The sequence below is a fragment of the Natrarchaeobius chitinivorans genome, from assembly GCF_003841505.1.
Taxonomy (GTDB): Archaea; Halobacteriota; Halobacteria; order Halobacteriales; family Natrialbaceae; genus Natrarchaeobius; species Natrarchaeobius chitinivorans.
In genome coordinates, this window is the sequence record NZ_REGA01000017.1 from 48,845 (window position 1) to 62,470 (window position 13,626).

At 65.2% G+C, this 13,626-nt stretch carries 16 protein-coding genes and 1 pseudogene; 6 read left to right on the forward strand and 11 right to left on the reverse strand.

Annotated elements, in window-relative coordinates; genetic code table 11:
* Positions 1 to 145 precede the first annotated feature (145 nt).
* Positions 146 to 961 carry an HNH endonuclease gene (locus tag EA473_RS16785; protein WP_124196802.1) on the forward strand — a complete coding sequence of 272 codons (816 nt, stop codon included), beginning with the start codon at positions 146 to 148 and terminating at the stop codon, positions 959 to 961.
* A 113-nt stretch (positions 962 to 1,074) separates the two neighbouring features.
* Here the strand turns inward: EA473_RS16785 and EA473_RS16790 are convergent, their stop codons facing one another.
* From EA473_RS16790 to EA473_RS16810, 5 genes are all read right to left on the reverse strand, one after another.
* On the reverse strand, positions 1,075 to 1,803 hold the full coding sequence (locus tag EA473_RS16790) for a nucleoside phosphorylase (protein ID WP_124196803.1): 729 nt from the start codon (positions 1,801 to 1,803) through the stop codon (positions 1,075 to 1,077).
* 144 nt (positions 1,804 to 1,947) lie between these two features.
* A complete protein-coding gene (locus EA473_RS16795; RefSeq protein WP_124196804.1) occupies positions 1,948 to 2,250 on the reverse strand; it encodes a HalOD1 output domain-containing protein in 303 nt (100 codons plus the stop codon).
* Positions 2,251 to 2,359: 109 nt separating this feature from the next.
* Complete coding sequence (locus EA473_RS16800; protein WP_124196805.1) at positions 2,360 to 3,241, reverse strand: carbohydrate kinase family protein; 882 nt, start codon at positions 3,239 to 3,241, stop codon at positions 2,360 to 2,362.
* Between the two features lie 36 nt (positions 3,242 to 3,277).
* On the reverse strand, positions 3,278 to 4,099 hold the full coding sequence (locus EA473_RS16805; RefSeq protein WP_124196806.1) for a DUF63 family protein: 822 nt from the start codon (positions 4,097 to 4,099) through the stop codon (positions 3,278 to 3,280).
* Between the two features lie 48 nt (positions 4,100 to 4,147).
* Positions 4,148 to 5,131 (reverse strand): ribose 1,5-bisphosphate isomerase, encoded by a 984-nt coding sequence (locus EA473_RS16810; RefSeq protein ID WP_124196807.1) that lies wholly within the window; start codon positions 5,129 to 5,131, stop codon positions 4,148 to 4,150.
* 71 nt (positions 5,132 to 5,202) lie between these two features.
* Between EA473_RS16810 and deoC the strand changes: the two genes are divergently transcribed.
* The gene (gene deoC / locus EA473_RS16815) at positions 5,203 to 5,847 is read left to right on the forward strand and encodes a deoxyribose-phosphate aldolase (RefSeq protein ID WP_124196808.1); all 645 of its coding nucleotides are present in this window, start codon (positions 5,203 to 5,205) and stop codon (positions 5,845 to 5,847) included.
* A 42-nt stretch (positions 5,848 to 5,889) separates the two neighbouring features.
* Here deoC and EA473_RS16820 read toward each other — a convergent pair whose 3' ends face one another.
* From EA473_RS16820 to EA473_RS16830, 3 genes and pseudogenes are all read right to left on the reverse strand, one after another.
* Entirely contained in the window at positions 5,890 to 7,077 is a 1,188-nt protein-coding gene (locus EA473_RS16820) for an NAD-binding protein (protein ID WP_124196809.1), read from the reverse strand.
* Positions 7,078 to 7,149: 72 nt separating this feature from the next.
* Positions 7,150 to 7,580 (reverse strand): annotated as a pseudogene (locus EA473_RS16825) (type II toxin-antitoxin system VapC family toxin).
* The gene (locus EA473_RS16830) at positions 7,577 to 7,852 is read right to left on the reverse strand and encodes a hypothetical protein (protein ID WP_124196810.1); all 276 of its coding nucleotides are present in this window, start codon (positions 7,850 to 7,852) and stop codon (positions 7,577 to 7,579) included. The pseudogene EA473_RS16825 and the gene EA473_RS16830 overlap by 4 nt, the downstream one beginning before the upstream one ends.
* A gap of 117 nt (positions 7,853 to 7,969) precedes the next feature.
* Here EA473_RS16830 and EA473_RS16835 point away from each other — a divergent pair, with 117 nt between their 5' ends.
* The gene (locus EA473_RS16835) at positions 7,970 to 8,251 is read left to right on the forward strand and encodes a ubiquitin-like small modifier protein 1 (protein ID WP_124196811.1); all 282 of its coding nucleotides are present in this window, start codon (positions 7,970 to 7,972) and stop codon (positions 8,249 to 8,251) included.
* Positions 8,252 to 8,275: 24 nt separating this feature from the next.
* On the opposite strand, the gene EA473_RS16840 is transcribed toward EA473_RS16835, so the two are convergent.
* From EA473_RS16840 to EA473_RS16850, 3 genes are all read right to left on the reverse strand, one after another.
* Positions 8,276 to 9,265: a GNAT family N-acetyltransferase gene (locus EA473_RS16840; RefSeq protein WP_124196812.1), complete on the reverse strand. Its 990-nt coding sequence runs from the start codon at positions 9,263 to 9,265 to the stop codon at positions 8,276 to 8,278.
* Between the two features lie 5 nt (positions 9,266 to 9,270).
* Positions 9,271 to 10,542 carry a Glu-tRNA(Gln) amidotransferase subunit GatD gene (gene gatD, locus EA473_RS16845; protein ID WP_124196813.1) on the reverse strand — a complete coding sequence of 424 codons (1,272 nt, stop codon included), beginning with the start codon at positions 10,540 to 10,542 and terminating at the stop codon, positions 9,271 to 9,273.
* An 84-nt stretch (positions 10,543 to 10,626) separates the two neighbouring features.
* On the reverse strand, positions 10,627 to 10,824 hold the full coding sequence (locus EA473_RS16850; RefSeq protein ID WP_207890207.1) for a hypothetical protein: 198 nt from the start codon (positions 10,822 to 10,824) through the stop codon (positions 10,627 to 10,629).
* Positions 10,825 to 10,948: 124 nt separating this feature from the next.
* Here EA473_RS16850 and EA473_RS16855 point away from each other — a divergent pair, with 124 nt between their 5' ends.
* The 3 genes from EA473_RS16855 (at position 10,949) to EA473_RS16865 (ending at position 13,522) form a co-directional block, all read left to right on the forward strand.
* Positions 10,949 to 11,593, forward strand: a complete 645-nt coding sequence (locus tag EA473_RS16855) for a DUF456 domain-containing protein (RefSeq protein WP_124196815.1) — start codon at positions 10,949 to 10,951, stop codon at positions 11,591 to 11,593.
* A 172-nt stretch (positions 11,594 to 11,765) separates the two neighbouring features.
* Positions 11,766 to 12,584, forward strand: a complete 819-nt coding sequence (locus EA473_RS16860) for a helix-turn-helix transcriptional regulator (RefSeq protein ID WP_124196866.1) — start codon at positions 11,766 to 11,768, stop codon at positions 12,582 to 12,584.
* 113 nt (positions 12,585 to 12,697) lie between these two features.
* Positions 12,698 to 13,522, forward strand: a complete 825-nt coding sequence (locus tag EA473_RS16865) for a methyltransferase domain-containing protein (RefSeq protein WP_124196816.1) — start codon at positions 12,698 to 12,700, stop codon at positions 13,520 to 13,522.
* Positions 13,523 to 13,626 lie beyond the last annotated feature (104 nt).

Sequence of the window (13,626 nt, forward strand, 5' to 3'; positions counted from 1 at the left end):
CGATCGCCAGACGGATCGGCGATCGGTGTGTACATCGTTTCAGTTGTTACTATAGTTACGACCGGGATCGTGTGCCGAATCCGGACGGAACGACAGACCCGGCTCAGCCGGAGTACTTTTGTCGGTTCCCCGTCTTCGCTCGCTCGTGACTACGAGCAATCGACACGGCGATCCGGACGCCGTGTTCGACCGCGACGAACACACCTGTCGGCGTTGCGGAACGACGGCCGACGAGGACCCCCAGGGGCTTGCGCTCTATCCGGTTGGAGACGTCTCCGAAACGGGAACCGTCCACGAGAGTTCCCTCGTGACCGTCTGCTCGCCGTGTTTCAGCTCCCTCCGATCGACGCCGGACGCCGACGTGGTACTCGACGGCGACGAACTCTTCGACCTCGTCCGGGAGACGACCGAACGCCAGGGCGTGACGGTCTCTGCGGTCGCCGCCTTCGCGTCGCTCGCCACGGAGCTTCCGCACGACCTCGAGGCCGCCGTGTCGTCCGACGAATCGGCGTCTCCCGACTCGAGCGATGCAGTCGCGGACGAGTACGTCCAGGCCCGGCGCGAAGTTCTCCTCGCGATCGACTCCGTCGACTCGCGTCTCGATCGATTCCACGCCCTCGACGATTCGACCCTCGAGGACGTCGTCGCAGACGCGGTCGTGGCGTTTACCGGGGCCGGGACGAAACTCCAGTCGGAACTACGCGGCATCGTCGCGCTCGGCGAGGGCGTGGCCGCTTCGCTCGAGCGCTGCCACGGTTGTTTCGAGGCGCTCGAGGACGACGTCGATTCCTGCCCGACGTGTGATCTCGGCCGTCGCGACGTGAGCGACTGGGCCGGGGAAGACGGTGTGGAGTTCCACCGGCTGTTCAACGCGATCAACGACACCCTGCTTGCGGCCTCGGAGACGACGAAAACGTTGACGACGAAAACGACCGCCGTCGCCGAACAGCTTCGGGGTTGATCGTTCCCAGACGACGGGTTGGCTCGAGGGCGTGAGCACCCGTCGATCTGATCCAATTCTCGGGTTCTCGAGACAGTCCGGAGCGATCGTGTACCAGCGTATCGTCAACGGTGTTACAGCGTCGTCGTCGCCTCGAGGGCGATGTCGATGGCGCGACCGACGTTGTCTTTGGCCTTCTCGGGAAGTTCGTCGTCTTCGGTGTCGGTCCCTTTCTGGGTGCCTTTCACGAGGTTGCCGTCGACGGTACAGATCGCGCCGGCGCGGAGGCCGCGGCGGCGAGCGATCGTAAAGAGCGCGGCGGCTTCCATCTCGATCGAGAGCAGGCCGGCTTCTTCCCAGTCTGCGACGTACTCGTCGGTTTCGGCGTAGTAGGCGTCGTCCGAGACGATCGGGCCGACGTGGATCTCTTCGCGGTTTTCCTCCGCGGCGTCGACCAGCGCGGAGAGCACGCCGTAGTCGGGGACGGCCGGGTACTCGGCGTTCTCGTAGCGTTTCGTCGTTCCCTCGTCTTTCGCGGCTCCGGTGGCGACGATCATGTCGCCGATCTCGATCTCCGACTGGAGCGCGCCGGTCGTTCCCACCCGGATGACGGTGTCGACGCCGACGTTCGCGAGTTCCTCGAGGGCGATCGCTGCCGACGGACAGCCGATCCCCGTCGAGCAGATGGTCAACTCCGTCCCCTCGTAGCTCGCGTTGACCAGCTTGTACTCGCGGTTTTCGGCGATCGTCTCGGCGGTATCGCAGTGGTCGGCGATCCGGTCGACGCGTCCGGGGTCGCCAGGGACCAGCGCGATATCGTTCAGTTCGCCCTCCTCGACCAGCAGGTGCGGTTGCGTTCCCATACGCCGCGTTCCGTGGGTGACGAGAAAAAAGGTTCGAGAGAGCCGGATCGGTCGACGCGTTCGGACGGGCTGCTGTCGTGAATCGGTACCGCCGCACCCGGCCTGTATCGTGAGTGTACCGATAAATCGGTACAGTGGTCCGTATCAGTCGCTCGAGGACACCTCCACGCGACTGGGCTCGACGACGACCGTCGCCCCCTCGACGTCGAACTCGATCCGCCGAACGGTTCGCTCTCGCCCGTCGTTGGTCCCCGAAAACAGCGAATCGAGCGCCTCCGGATCGACGTACTCATAGAGGTGAGTGGACGATCCGAGGACGTCTTCGCCGCGATACTGCGCCAGCGCGGTCGCAACGGCGATGCTGGGCGGTTCGTCCTCCCCACGTTCGTACTGGACGCGTCGACCGTACGCGCCCCGGTCTGACTCGCATGTCCTTCGTTTCGTCATGTCTCTCCGTCACGTCTCCGTGACTGTCTATCAGAACGGCCAACGGCTCGGCCCATATAGTTACCGTCAGACGACACGTTCTGAGAAGGTTGAGAGGCGGTACCGCATGTCAGTACCGGGACTCGAGAAAGGCGTCGACTGCCGCCGCCGTCGGCGCGCTTCGCGCACCCTCCTCGCTCGCGGTGAGCGCACCACAGGCGTTAGCGTACTCGAGTGCGCGTTCGACGTCGCCGTGTCCGAGTATGCTGGCGATGAATCCGGCGGCGAAGGCGTCTCCGGCCCCCGCGGTGTCGACGGTATCGACGTCGAACCCCGGATGGACGTACGATCCGTTGGGGGTGTGCACGTTCGCACCGTCGGCTCCGTGTTTTACGACGACCGTCCGATCGCTGAAATCGGAGTCGACGTACTCGTCCTCGAGGAGGGAAGCGACTTCCCTGTCGTTTGCGAACACGATGTCCGTCATCGCGAGCGCCTCGCCGTAGTCCCGATCGCCCAGTCGCCGTCCGGGATCGAAACTGACCGTCGAACCCGTCTCGCCCGCGATCGTGGCGATTCGCGCCGCCGTATCGGGCCGCTGGCTCGTGAGGTGGACGTGGTCGGCGCGTTCGACTCGAGAGGCGTCGACGTCGCCGGGACCGACCGCTTCGTTTCCCCCGTCGTTTCCGAGAACCGCGACTTCGCCCTCGTCGTCGACCAGGAGGTATTTAACCGCGGTGTCTGCCCCGGAGACGACGCGGAGTCCGTCGAGCGAGACTCCGGCGGTCTCGAGGTCCCGGCGGGCGAGCAGTCCGTTGTCGTCGTCGCCGAGGCTGCCGATGATGCCGGTTTCGACGTCGAGACCGGCGAGGGCGGCAGCGACGTTCCCCGCGCTTCCGCCGCCGGACTGGCGCTGGGAGCGGATGGCAGCCTCCCCGTCGGGTTCGGGAAGTCTGTCGACGCGAAGCGTCACGTCCCAGTTGACGTGGCCGGCAGTGAGGACCCGTACCATTCGATTACCGGAACGTCGGTCGCCGACGAGAAAAACCTAGGCGATCATGAAGAGGAGAACGTTGTGAACCCCCGGACCGAGGCCGATGGCCGCGATAAATGCGAGGACGATTCGTGCCTGTGCGGGGTCGACCTCGACGTACTCCCGAAACAGTCCGAGGATGACCAGCGCGAGGGCGACTTTCACCGCGACGAACAGCCAGCCGGCCCCGATGTACTCCGCCGTCGGGAGCGCTTCGCCGGCCTCGAGGATCAGCCGCGAGGCCGGAACCTCCTCGTGCGCCCCGAGGAGGTCGTAGCCTACGGCCGTCGAAATGCCGTCGAGCGTGTGTCCGAAAACGACGAGCGCGCCCGTCGCGCCGGTCGTCGCGGCGACGTCGGTAAACCAGAGCCCGAGCCCGAACCACGCGAGTGCAGTGACGACGACCGAGAGAACGACGATGGCGATGAGCCAGAGCGGTCGGAAGGTTCCAGACCCGACGGCTCTCGCGACGAGCAGGGACACTGCGCTGACGAAGACGACGGCACCGATTCCACCCAGGAGTCGCTCGCTCGACCGCCGAAGCCCCGCCTCGTAGAGGAAGATGCCGACGATCCAGACTACGCCGGCGAGAGCGGCGGTCACCAGATACACACTCGGCGTCGCGAACAACACCGAAATCGCGTCCGGATACATCTCGAGGCGGTAGAAGACGTGCAACGTCGACCCGACCATCATCCACGGCGCGAACGCGAGGACGGTTCGATCGGTCACCGGCGGCTCGAGCGACCACAGGAGCGCCACGACCCCGAAGAGGACGGCCAGCAGCGGAACGAGGAGGTACCACGGCGGAAGCACGAACCCCTCTGGAAGTACCATATCGGCAGAGGAACCCGCCGGTGGCTAAATGTTCCGATTATCGACCGTTCAGGTTTCCCACGGCTCGCCGATCGTTTCGCCGAACAACTCCCGCATGAGCGTCACGATACTTTCCGGCGGGAACTGACCGCGCTCGGTCACGATCGCGTCGACGTGTCTCGGCGGGGTCACGTCGAACGCCGGGTTTTCGACTGTCAGGCCGTCGTCTTCGGATTCCTCGAGCCCCGTAATTTCCGTTCGTTCGTCCGGCGCGAGCACTTCACTGTCCTCGCGCATCTCGATGGCGACTGTGTGGCCGGTCATCGTGTCCGGGTGCAACTTGATCGTCTGGGCGGCGACCATCACCGGCACGCCTCGTTCGCGGGCGTTGACCGCGAGGCCGCTGGTTCCGATCTTGTTGATGACGCTGCCGTCGGCGGCGATGCTGTCCGCACCGACGAGGACGTGATCGGCGTCGTCCAGGTACCGACGGGCGGCGTTGTCGACGATCAACGTCACCGGAACGCCCCACTCCCGCAACTGGCTGGCCGTAATGTGGCCCTGCTTTCTCGGTCGGGTTTCCTTGACGATCGCCTCGACGTGTTTGCCCGCCTCGAGTGCGGCCTCGATACACGACAGCGCGTCGGTCGAGTGGCAGTGGGTCATCACCACGTCGCCGTCGCGCAGACGGTTCGCGCCGATCTCACCGAGTTGGGCCTGTGCCCGTTCCAGGTCGCGCTGGAACGTTTCGGCCCTGTCCACCGTCGACGCTCGGAGTTCGGAGACAGTCTCGCCGTCCATTCCCTGAAGGACGTATCGCAGGGCGTTGGGCAGGCTGACGGCCGTCGGGCGCGTCTCGTAGAGCCGTCTGGCGGCGGCTCGCATCCCGCTTCGGAACGCGTCGGGACTCGAGGCATCGGAACGGGTTGCTTGCGTCGCGAGCGCCTCGGCGGCCGCGTCGGCGATCGTCGCAGCGCCCCGGATCCGCATGTCGGCGATGTCGGCGGCGGTCGAATCGACGACGGGTTCGACGCCGGGCGGTTCCTCTCCCATGCGACCGTCTTGTGCGTCTGAGACCAAAAGGGATCGGTCGGCTTTTTGATCGTCCGGCGAGTCGGTCCGCTATGGATCGAAGCGAACTCGCCCCCCTGATCGACCACACCGTCCTCGGACCCGAGACGTCGATCGGTGACGTCAGAGACGTCCTCGACGCCGCCCAGGACCACGGCATGAACGCCTGTATCCCGCCGTACGCCATCGAGGAGGCGGCGGAGTACACCCCTGACGTGACGCTCGCGACGGTCGTCGGCTTCCCACAGGGTCAAAACAGCCGGGACGTGAAACGGCGAGAGGGGGTCCTCGCGTGGAAAGCGGGGGCGGACGAACTCGACGTCGTGATCAACGTCGGCCGGCTGAAAGCGGGCGAAGACGACGTCGTCCGGGCCGAACTGGCAGAACTCGTCGCCGCGGTTCCGACTCCCGTCAAGGTGATCCTCGAAACCGCGTTGCTCACCGACGAGGAGAAACGTCGGGCCTGCGAGGCCGCCGTCGCCGCCGACGCCGCGATGGTCAAGACCTCGACGGGCTTCGCTGACGGCGGTGCGACCCTCGAGGACGTCGAACTGATGAGCGAGTACCTCCCCGTCAAGGCAAGCGGCGGCATCGGCAGCTACGACGAGGCGATTGCCATGCTCGAGGCCGGCGCGGAACGGATCGGTGCCTCGAGCGGCGTCGCAATCCTCGACGGTTCGCCCGAGAACTCGGCGTAATCGCGCGGATCGCGTCGACCGCGCCAATTCCCGACCGTCCGGTCACTCGTCCGAGAGGATGCGGTCGATCACGTCGGAATCGTCCCCACCCAGCGCGGATCGCACGAGCAGATGCCCGCCGAGCAACGCCGGGCTGATGACGACGTCCGCACCTGCGCGCTCGAGTTTCCTCGTGTTCTCGCGGTCGGTCGCGGCGGCGACGATGCGCGTCTCCGGGGCGAGCTGTCTGGCAGTGAGGATCGTAAACGCATCCTGTGCGTCCTGATTCGTCGCGACCAGGATCGCGGCCGCCCGTTCGATCTTGGCGCGGTGGAGTGGGCTCTCGTCGCTCGGGTCTGCCGTCACCACCGGTACGTCCTCGTCCGAGAGCGCGTCGGCCGCGTCGTGGTTCGTGGTCACGACGACGAACTCTCGGTCGTTCGCGGCGAGTTCGTCGACGATCGGTTCGGTCAGTTCGCCGTAGCCGAGCACGAGGACGTGCTCGTTCAACAGTTCGAGTTCTGATTCGGTCATCTTTCCGAGGGTTTTCGCGATTCGCGTCTGGATCGCCGGCCCGACGAGCACCCCGACCGCAAGGCCGAAACTGGAGACGCCGAGGACGAGCACCGACATCGTAAACAGCTGTCCCTCGGTCGAATCGAGGTGCGGCGTGACGTCGCCGTAGCCGACGGTACTCGAGGTGATCAGCGTGAAGTAAAAGGCGTCGAGAAGCGTGTCGATGCCGTCGAACTCACCGCGGAGCGCGTACGCGCCGATCGTTCCGTACGCCTGGACGCCGACGAGGGCCGCGCCGGCGGCGATCTGGGTCGTGTTCAGCGAGAGCGGCTTGGTAAAGTGATCACGGGTGAGCAACAGGATCGGAATCGAAATGAGCGAGAGGGCGATCAGCGGCACCGAGTACTGGCTCACCTGCAGGAATCCCTGCGCCGCCGTCAGCGGGAGCAGGAGGGTCGTCGCCCACCATCCCACGCGCAGTCCGCGCCGGAGTGCAAGGGCGCTTGCGACCATCAAAAACCCGGTCACCGCACCGGTGAAACGGGCCGTTCGCTGAACGATATCCGGAATGAACGGATCGAGCGGATCGTACGCCGGCTCGACGCCGATGTTGAACACCGCCGTCGCGACCGAGAGCAGGGCCACCGCCAACGCGAGCCCGATCGCGGCCCGCGTCGTGAGTACCCGCCGCCAGTTTTCGGGGAGCCACGCCTCGAGCGACCGGCCGTCGACCATACCCCCTCTTTCGCGTCGACGGCAATGAAGTCGGGTGGTTCGTGGCGGTTCGCTCGAGGGACGCGGACCGAGTCACATCGTTTCGGGATCGATCCGATCGACGAGGCCGTCGAAGTCGTCGTCGAAGCTCACGACGTGGTCGATTCCGTGACGCGCCACCAGCGCGACGGTGGTCGCATCGGTGAAACTCAGCGCCTGATCGTCGTATCGTTCGAACACGTCGACCGCGTCGGCGAAGGCAGCAGCCGTGACGCGAAGCATCTCGTAGGTTTGCGGATACGGATCGACGCCGCGCAATCGATCGCCGAGCCGTTTTGCCGGCTCGAACGACTCGCCCCGGGTCAGCGTAAGCGTGACCGACTCGTCGTAGACGTAGTCGCTGACGTACGGCTGGCCGAACTCGCCGTCGTACACGCCTCGAGCGCGGTGGTCGCCGCGGTGTGACGGTACACGTCCCTGTCGTGGTCAGCGTACAGAACACCCGTGTCGACGTGCACCGTCATCCGTAGAGTATCTCGTCGATGTCTTCCTCTCCCGTTTCGACCCCGGAACTGAATCGCCCGCGCTGCATCGTCTCCTTTTCACCATCCGAAAGTGGCACTCGTGATTCGCGAAACGAGTCGATAACGGCCTCGCGGGATTCGTAGGCATCGTCGATCAATCGCGTCAGCAGCTCTTGTTGCGTGACGCTCGATCCCGTTTGAATCCGGATCTCCGCCTGCAACTCTTCGAGTCTGGATTTCGCGTTTTCGTCGACTTTTACTGCCGTCGCCATGAATACTAGTTCCATCCGAAACTGAGTAACTCTTTCTACCACCGAGACGATCGGTTCCAGCGCGATGGGACGCCCCGGAGCGGTAGCTACTTGCCCCCGGCGGCGATAGCGCCACCTATGACCACGGAGTGGAAACTGTTCGCCGACCTCGCCGAACACGCGGGAGACAGACACGTGACGGTCGACGCCTCCTCGGGCGACACCGTCGAGGACGCCCTCGAGCAACTCCTCGAGGGCCGGCCGGATCTCGAGGATCGGGTTCTCGAGGACGGAGCGCTCCGCTCACAGATCAACGTGCTTCGCAACGGGACGAACGTCCTGGTCGAGGAGGAGGGCCTCGAGACGGAACTCGACGACGGAGACGAACTGGCCCTGTTCCCGCCGGTCAGCGGAGGGTAGGGCCGACCCCGATGTCCGGTTCGATCAGCGGCCGTCGGCGGTCAGATCGATCTCGAGGACGAACTCCGGTTCGTCGGCGAGGCCGGCACCCGTGGCCGCCGCGTCGGTGACGAACCCGGCCGTCTCCGGAATCGCGACGCGGGTTCGGTCCGCACCGGTCGCCGCGGCGTCCCGTGAAATCGCTGCGAACAACGCTCGAGCCGCGCCGACGTCGTCCCAGGCACCGACGCCGTACTCGGCCCACGTTTCCTCGACACCGTCGTCGTTCCGACGGTCGTACGTTCGCGATCGGTAGGCGACGCCGGAGAGCCCGTCCGGCCCCTCGACGACGATCACCGACGTCTCCCCGGCGAAGCGCTCGAGGTCGGCGGCCGTAAGTTCCCGAAGCGCCCACGACTCCTCGGACGCGAGACCGAGTCCGCGGAGATGATCGCGTGCGTCGCTGTGTGTCCAGTAGCGCCACGCGGCCGTCGGATCGGTCGAGATGGTCCGAGACGCCGGCCCTGTCGCGTCGGGATCGGGGTCGGGGTAGGCGAATCGAAACTCGGTGCTCGGATCGAAGCCGATCGCCCGCGCACTCGCGAGCGACGCGGCGTTCCAGGAGAAGACCATGATCCGGCCGACCGTCGCCCCGCGGTTGCGTGCCCACTCGAAACAAGCCTCGTTCAGCCGGCGGCTCACCCCCTGTCGACGGTAGTCCGAGGCGACTCGCAGGCTCTGAAACCAGGCCTCGTCCGGCGAGAGCATCACCGCCTGAACGATCCCGACCGCGGTCCCGTCGACGGTCGCCAGAAACGTCTTCCGATCAGTTTCGTCCTCGTCCTCGAGCCACTCGTGGTAAATGTCGGGGAGGTAGTCGCCGCCGCGGTCGGCCCAGATGTCGCTCGTGAAGTCGACGACCCCCTCGTAATCGTCGTGGGTCGCTCGGCGAATCTCGAGGGGGCCCTCCGCGTCGCTTTCGTCGTCGGTCGGGGTCTCGGTGTCGTCGGCCGAGATTTCGATGTCGCCACCCATCGGGTTCACTCCCAGGGGACGGACCGTTCCTGAATCTCGCCAGCAAGCGACGTTTCCATCGCCTCGGGGACGTCCTCGGCGTTTGCGATCGCCCACATCAGCTTGACTTTCGCGGTCCCGGGCAGGGTATCGCCGGCCTCGATAACCCCTGCCTCGAGCAGGTCGCGACCGGTGTCGTACACCCGATCGCAGACCCGTCCCTCGAGACACTGGCTGGTCATCACGACCGTCGTCCCGTCCGCGATCAGTTCTTCGATACGCGGGATGAGGTCGGTGTGGACGTGTCCGAGTCCAGTCCCCTCGAGAACAAGTCCCGCCGACCCGTCGACGACCTCGAGGAACGCGGGATCCATCCCCGGCGTGAATTTGAGGAGTTCGACGTCGTCCTCGAGGTCGGGTTCGATCGTCAGGTCGGTGGCGGCACGCGCCCGGTACTCGCGTCGGAACTCGATCGCGTCGGCTCCGTCGTCCTCGAGGGCGTCGTAGTCGACCTCGCCGAGGGGCTCCGCGCCGACGGTTTCGAAGGCGTCCCGTCGGGAGGTGTGGTTCTTCCGGACGCGGGTCCCGCGGTGGAGCGCGCAGACGTCGTCGCTCTCGGAGGCGTGCATACAGACCAGTACCTCCGCGCAGTCGCTTTTGGCCGCTTCGACTGCACAGACGGCGTTCATCACGTTGTCCGACGAGGGTCGGTCGGCCGAACGCTGACTTCCCGTAAAGACGATCGGAACCGGCGTCTCGAGCATGAACGCGAGCGCCGAGGCGGAGTACTGCATCGTGTCGGTGCCGTGCATGACGACGACGCCGTCGGCTCCGGCCTCGATCTCTTCTGTGACCGCCCGGGCCAGGTCCCGCCAGATCGGCGGCTCCATGTTCTCCGAGAGGATGTTTGCGACGACCCGCCCGCGGTAATTCGCCCGGCCGGCGAGATCGGGGACCGCCCGCAGGACGTCTTCCGCGTCGAACTGTGCGGTAACCGCACCCGTCCGGTAGTCGACCGTCGAGGCGATCGTTCCGCCGGTCGAGATCAGCGATATCGTCGGCAGGTCGTCGTCGAACTCGATCGTCGAATCCGTGCCGTCGGCGTCCGCGGCGTCCGCGCCGTCGATTTCGTAGACGTCCTCGGCGAGCACCTCGACGTCGGCCTCTCCGCGGTCGACGCCGACGTTGTATCCGCCCTCGAGTTTCACCACGAGGTGATCGTCCGTACTGGAGGGGAGCAACACGCCTTCGTACGTCCGGTCCGCGCGGTCGACGCGGACGCGATCGCCTGCATTCATGGATGGGCGTTGCGCGTCGGCGGACTTGAAGCCACGCTTTCGACGCGGCGGCTCGAGCGATAGGTCCCGCCGTCGCGGGCGAAGCTACGCGAGAATCCCGACGATGACCAGCCCGATCCCCGTCAGAACGAGTACGCCGACGATCAGCGCGGTCAGCAGCCGAACCGATGCGAGTGCGTCGTCGGTGAGATCGAGCCGGGGATAGAGGTGGCGTGCAGCGTAGAGAAGTCCGAACCCGGCGACGATCGAGAAAGCTCCGAACACGACCAGTTCGACGTTCACTCGTTTCCCTTCCAGCCGACCGGTCAAAAAACGCACTCACTTCTTCACACGGGGCAACCGGACGGCTCGTACGGTCTGCTGTGAATGGGAAAGGTCCATCATACTCGGCCGACAGTAAGAACGTATGGGAGAGCGCTCGGACGAACTGACCGAGAGCCGGGAGACGGACGGCCCCTCCACGGAGGACCTCCTCGCGGAAACCGACCGACTGATCTCCGGTTCGGAAGCCGACGGCGGATCGGCAGGGAGAGTGGATCAGACTGACCGATCCGCGAGGCGTTCAGACTCCGCCGCCGACGAAACGAGCGACGAGTCTGGATCGTGGTGGCCGTTCTCGAGGGGCGACGAGACCGACGCGGACCACACCGCCGAACCCGATTCCGGTCGCCTCGCTCGGCTCCGTCCGAATCGATCGGCTCGCGAATACTTCTCACCGAAGGCGTTTCTCGCGGTACTCGTCCTCGCGGGCACGGGATTGTTCGTCGGCAGTGCGGTCCTCCCGCTCGGCGGTCTTGGTCGGATCGTCGGCCTGCTCGCCGTCACCTTCCTCCTGGGACTCCTGACGTCGAAACGGCGATACCTCGAGACGAGCGTCGCTGGGGCGTCGGCAGGAGCCATCTCTATGGTGTTTTTCAGCTTACCGCTTCTGATCGTCGGCTCCGGGCGGACGGGTCTCGCGGTCGGCGCGGCCCTCGGACTCGTCGTATCGGTCTTCGGGTACTACTTCGGTCGCGACCTTCGGAACGGCCTGGTTCGCGACATCGAATAGCCGGTGGCAGGCATCTGCCGGCGAGGGACACGACCTCGGTAGCGGGCCAACCCGGCGATCGAGTTCGGTGTGGGCTGTCTCGGAACCGACTGCGGTCTGGTTCGATTTCGCTCGGTAGTCGCCGGTTGAAACGGTACTACACGATTATTGTGTGGCACTGCGTAACATGGGCATGGATGCAACCCTCGATGACATCGAGTTCCTCGTCAGTTCGACCCATCGCGTCGGAGTGCTCGACGCACTAACCAGCGGTCCGTGCGATCGGACCGACTTGCGTACCACAACGGGGGCATCCGCTCCGACCATGGGTCGAATCCTCTCGGACTTTCAGGAGCGCCACTGGGTCGAACGAGACGGGAATGTGTACCGGCTGACCGGATTGGGTGAGTTCGTGGCCGCTCAGTTCCAGGAGTTCGTAGCGGCGATGGCGCATCAGCGTCGGCTCCGCGAGGTCTGGCCGTGGCTCCCGACCGAAATCGACGGGTTCAGTATCGAGTTGTTCACCGACGTCGTGGTCTCTCAGCCCGGGCCCGGCTATCCTTACAGACCCGTCGAACGCCTCACGGAACTTCTCACAGCAGCGGATACGATGCGCGGATTCGGCATGGCACTGCTCAAATCGGGGAATCTGGAGCCGTTTTTCGAGCACGTCCGGGAGGACCTGACGTGTGAATACGTCTATCCGCCCGCCGTTTTCGAGGAACTCCTCTCGTGGGACGAAACGACAGTCCTGGAGACGACGAGACACGCCAACTACACCGTCTTGCTCCACGATGACCTTCCGCTCGAGGACCGGTGTGGGATCTGCCTCTTCGATGATCGGGTCTGCATCTGCTGTTACGACCCAGGGACGGGGGCGTTGCAGTCGCTCGTCGATACCGGAAGCGCCGAAATGCGTACGTGGGCGGAGTCGTACTACGAGCAGTTTCGAGACCAGGCCCGACCGCTCACCGACGCCACTGACCTGTCCTCGGTCGAATCGATCCACTGATCGAGAGTATCTGTCGCGGGCCAGCCCCGACCACGGTGCTTTCACGGCGTGAAACTTTTCACTAGACAGTTACACGTCCACTCGCGTCGTACCCGGTTTCGTGGTGAGTGTGTATGGACGATCACGCACGTCAAGCGGCCGGCTGGCAGGTCGAACAGAACGCCTCCGAGGCCTACGAACAGTATCTCGTGCCGTCGATTTTCGAGTCATGGGCCGACCGACTGATCGAGACTGGCGAGGTACACGAGGGCGATCGAGTACTGGACGTCGCCTGCGGGACCGGTATCGTGGCGCGTCGCGTCGCTCCCCGGGTCGGTACGAGTGGGTCCGCCGTGGGGGTCGATATCAACGAGGGAATGCTTGCAGTGGCGGCGGAAACTGCTGGTGACGTCCAGCCCTCGATCGAGTGGCGACGGGGCGATGCGACCGACCTTCCATTCGCGGACGACGGGTTCGACGTCGTCTGCTGTCAACAGGCGCTCCAGTTCTTCGACGATCCCGTCGCTGCACTCGAGGAGATGCGCCGGGTTCGTACACCGGGTGGGCGTGTGACGCTGAGCGTCTGGCGACCGCTCGAGTACCAGCCCGCATACGTCGTGCTGGCCGACGCCTTGGAGCGATACATCGGTGCCGAGGCCGGGGAGATGATGCGTTCTCCGTTCCCCGCATGGGACGGGGAGGATCTCCGAACGCTCCTCCGAGATGCGGGATTCGACGGCGTCACGGTCACGATCGAAATCGGGTCCGTACGCTATCCGTCGGTTCCGGAGTTCGTTCGCCGCGAGGCGGCTAGTTCGCCGCTCGCCGAACCGATTGCGGCCATCGAGCGAGCGGTGCGAGACGAACTGATCCGAGCGCTCGAGGATCGGTTAGAGACGTACATCGACGACGACGGTATCGTCTCCCCGATGGAATCGTACGTCGTCACCGCAGACTGATTGGTGTTTTCACACCCCGAGCGGTCGACACGGCAGGCTTCTGGGATCATCTCCTCATTTGGACTCCGTGTGGATCGTCAGCGGGGTTCTCTTGTGTCCCGTGA

Coding starts and splice junctions, on each gene's coding strand:
- EA473_RS16790 (WP_124196803.1), bottom strand. CDS start 1,803: ATGGGAACGCAACCGCACCTGCTGGTCGAGGAGGGCGAACTGAACGAT.
- EA473_RS16795 (WP_124196804.1), bottom strand. CDS start 2,250: ATGACGAAACGAAGGACATGCGAGTCAGACCGGGGCGCGTACGGTCGA.
- EA473_RS16800 (WP_124196805.1), bottom strand. CDS start 3,241: ATGGTACGGGTCCTCACTGCCGGCCACGTCAACTGGGACGTGACGCTT.
- EA473_RS16805 (WP_124196806.1), bottom strand. CDS start 4,099: ATGGTACTTCCAGAGGGGTTCGTGCTTCCGCCGTGGTACCTCCTCGTT.
- EA473_RS16810 (WP_124196807.1), bottom strand. CDS start 5,131: ATGGGAGAGGAACCGCCCGGCGTCGAACCCGTCGTCGATTCGACCGCC.
- deoC (WP_124196808.1), top strand. CDS start 5,203: ATGGATCGAAGCGAACTCGCCCCCCTGATCGACCACACCGTCCTCGGA.
- EA473_RS16820 (WP_124196809.1), bottom strand. CDS start 7,077: ATGGTCGACGGCCGGTCGCTCGAGGCGTGGCTCCCCGAAAACTGGCGG.
- EA473_RS16830 (WP_124196810.1), bottom strand. CDS start 7,852: ATGGCGACGGCAGTAAAAGTCGACGAAAACGCGAAATCCAGACTCGAA.
- EA473_RS16835 (WP_124196811.1), top strand. CDS start 7,970: ATGACCACGGAGTGGAAACTGTTCGCCGACCTCGCCGAACACGCGGGA.
- EA473_RS16840 (WP_124196812.1), bottom strand. CDS start 9,265: ATGGGTGGCGACATCGAAATCTCGGCCGACGACACCGAGACCCCGACC.
- gatD (WP_124196813.1), bottom strand. CDS start 10,542: ATGAATGCAGGCGATCGCGTCCGCGTCGACCGCGCGGACCGGACGTAC.
- EA473_RS16855 (WP_124196815.1), top strand. CDS start 10,949: ATGGGAGAGCGCTCGGACGAACTGACCGAGAGCCGGGAGACGGACGGC.
- EA473_RS16860 (WP_124196866.1), top strand. CDS start 11,766: ATGGATGCAACCCTCGATGACATCGAGTTCCTCGTCAGTTCGACCCAT.
- EA473_RS16865 (WP_124196816.1), top strand. CDS start 12,698: ATGGACGATCACGCACGTCAAGCGGCCGGCTGGCAGGTCGAACAGAAC.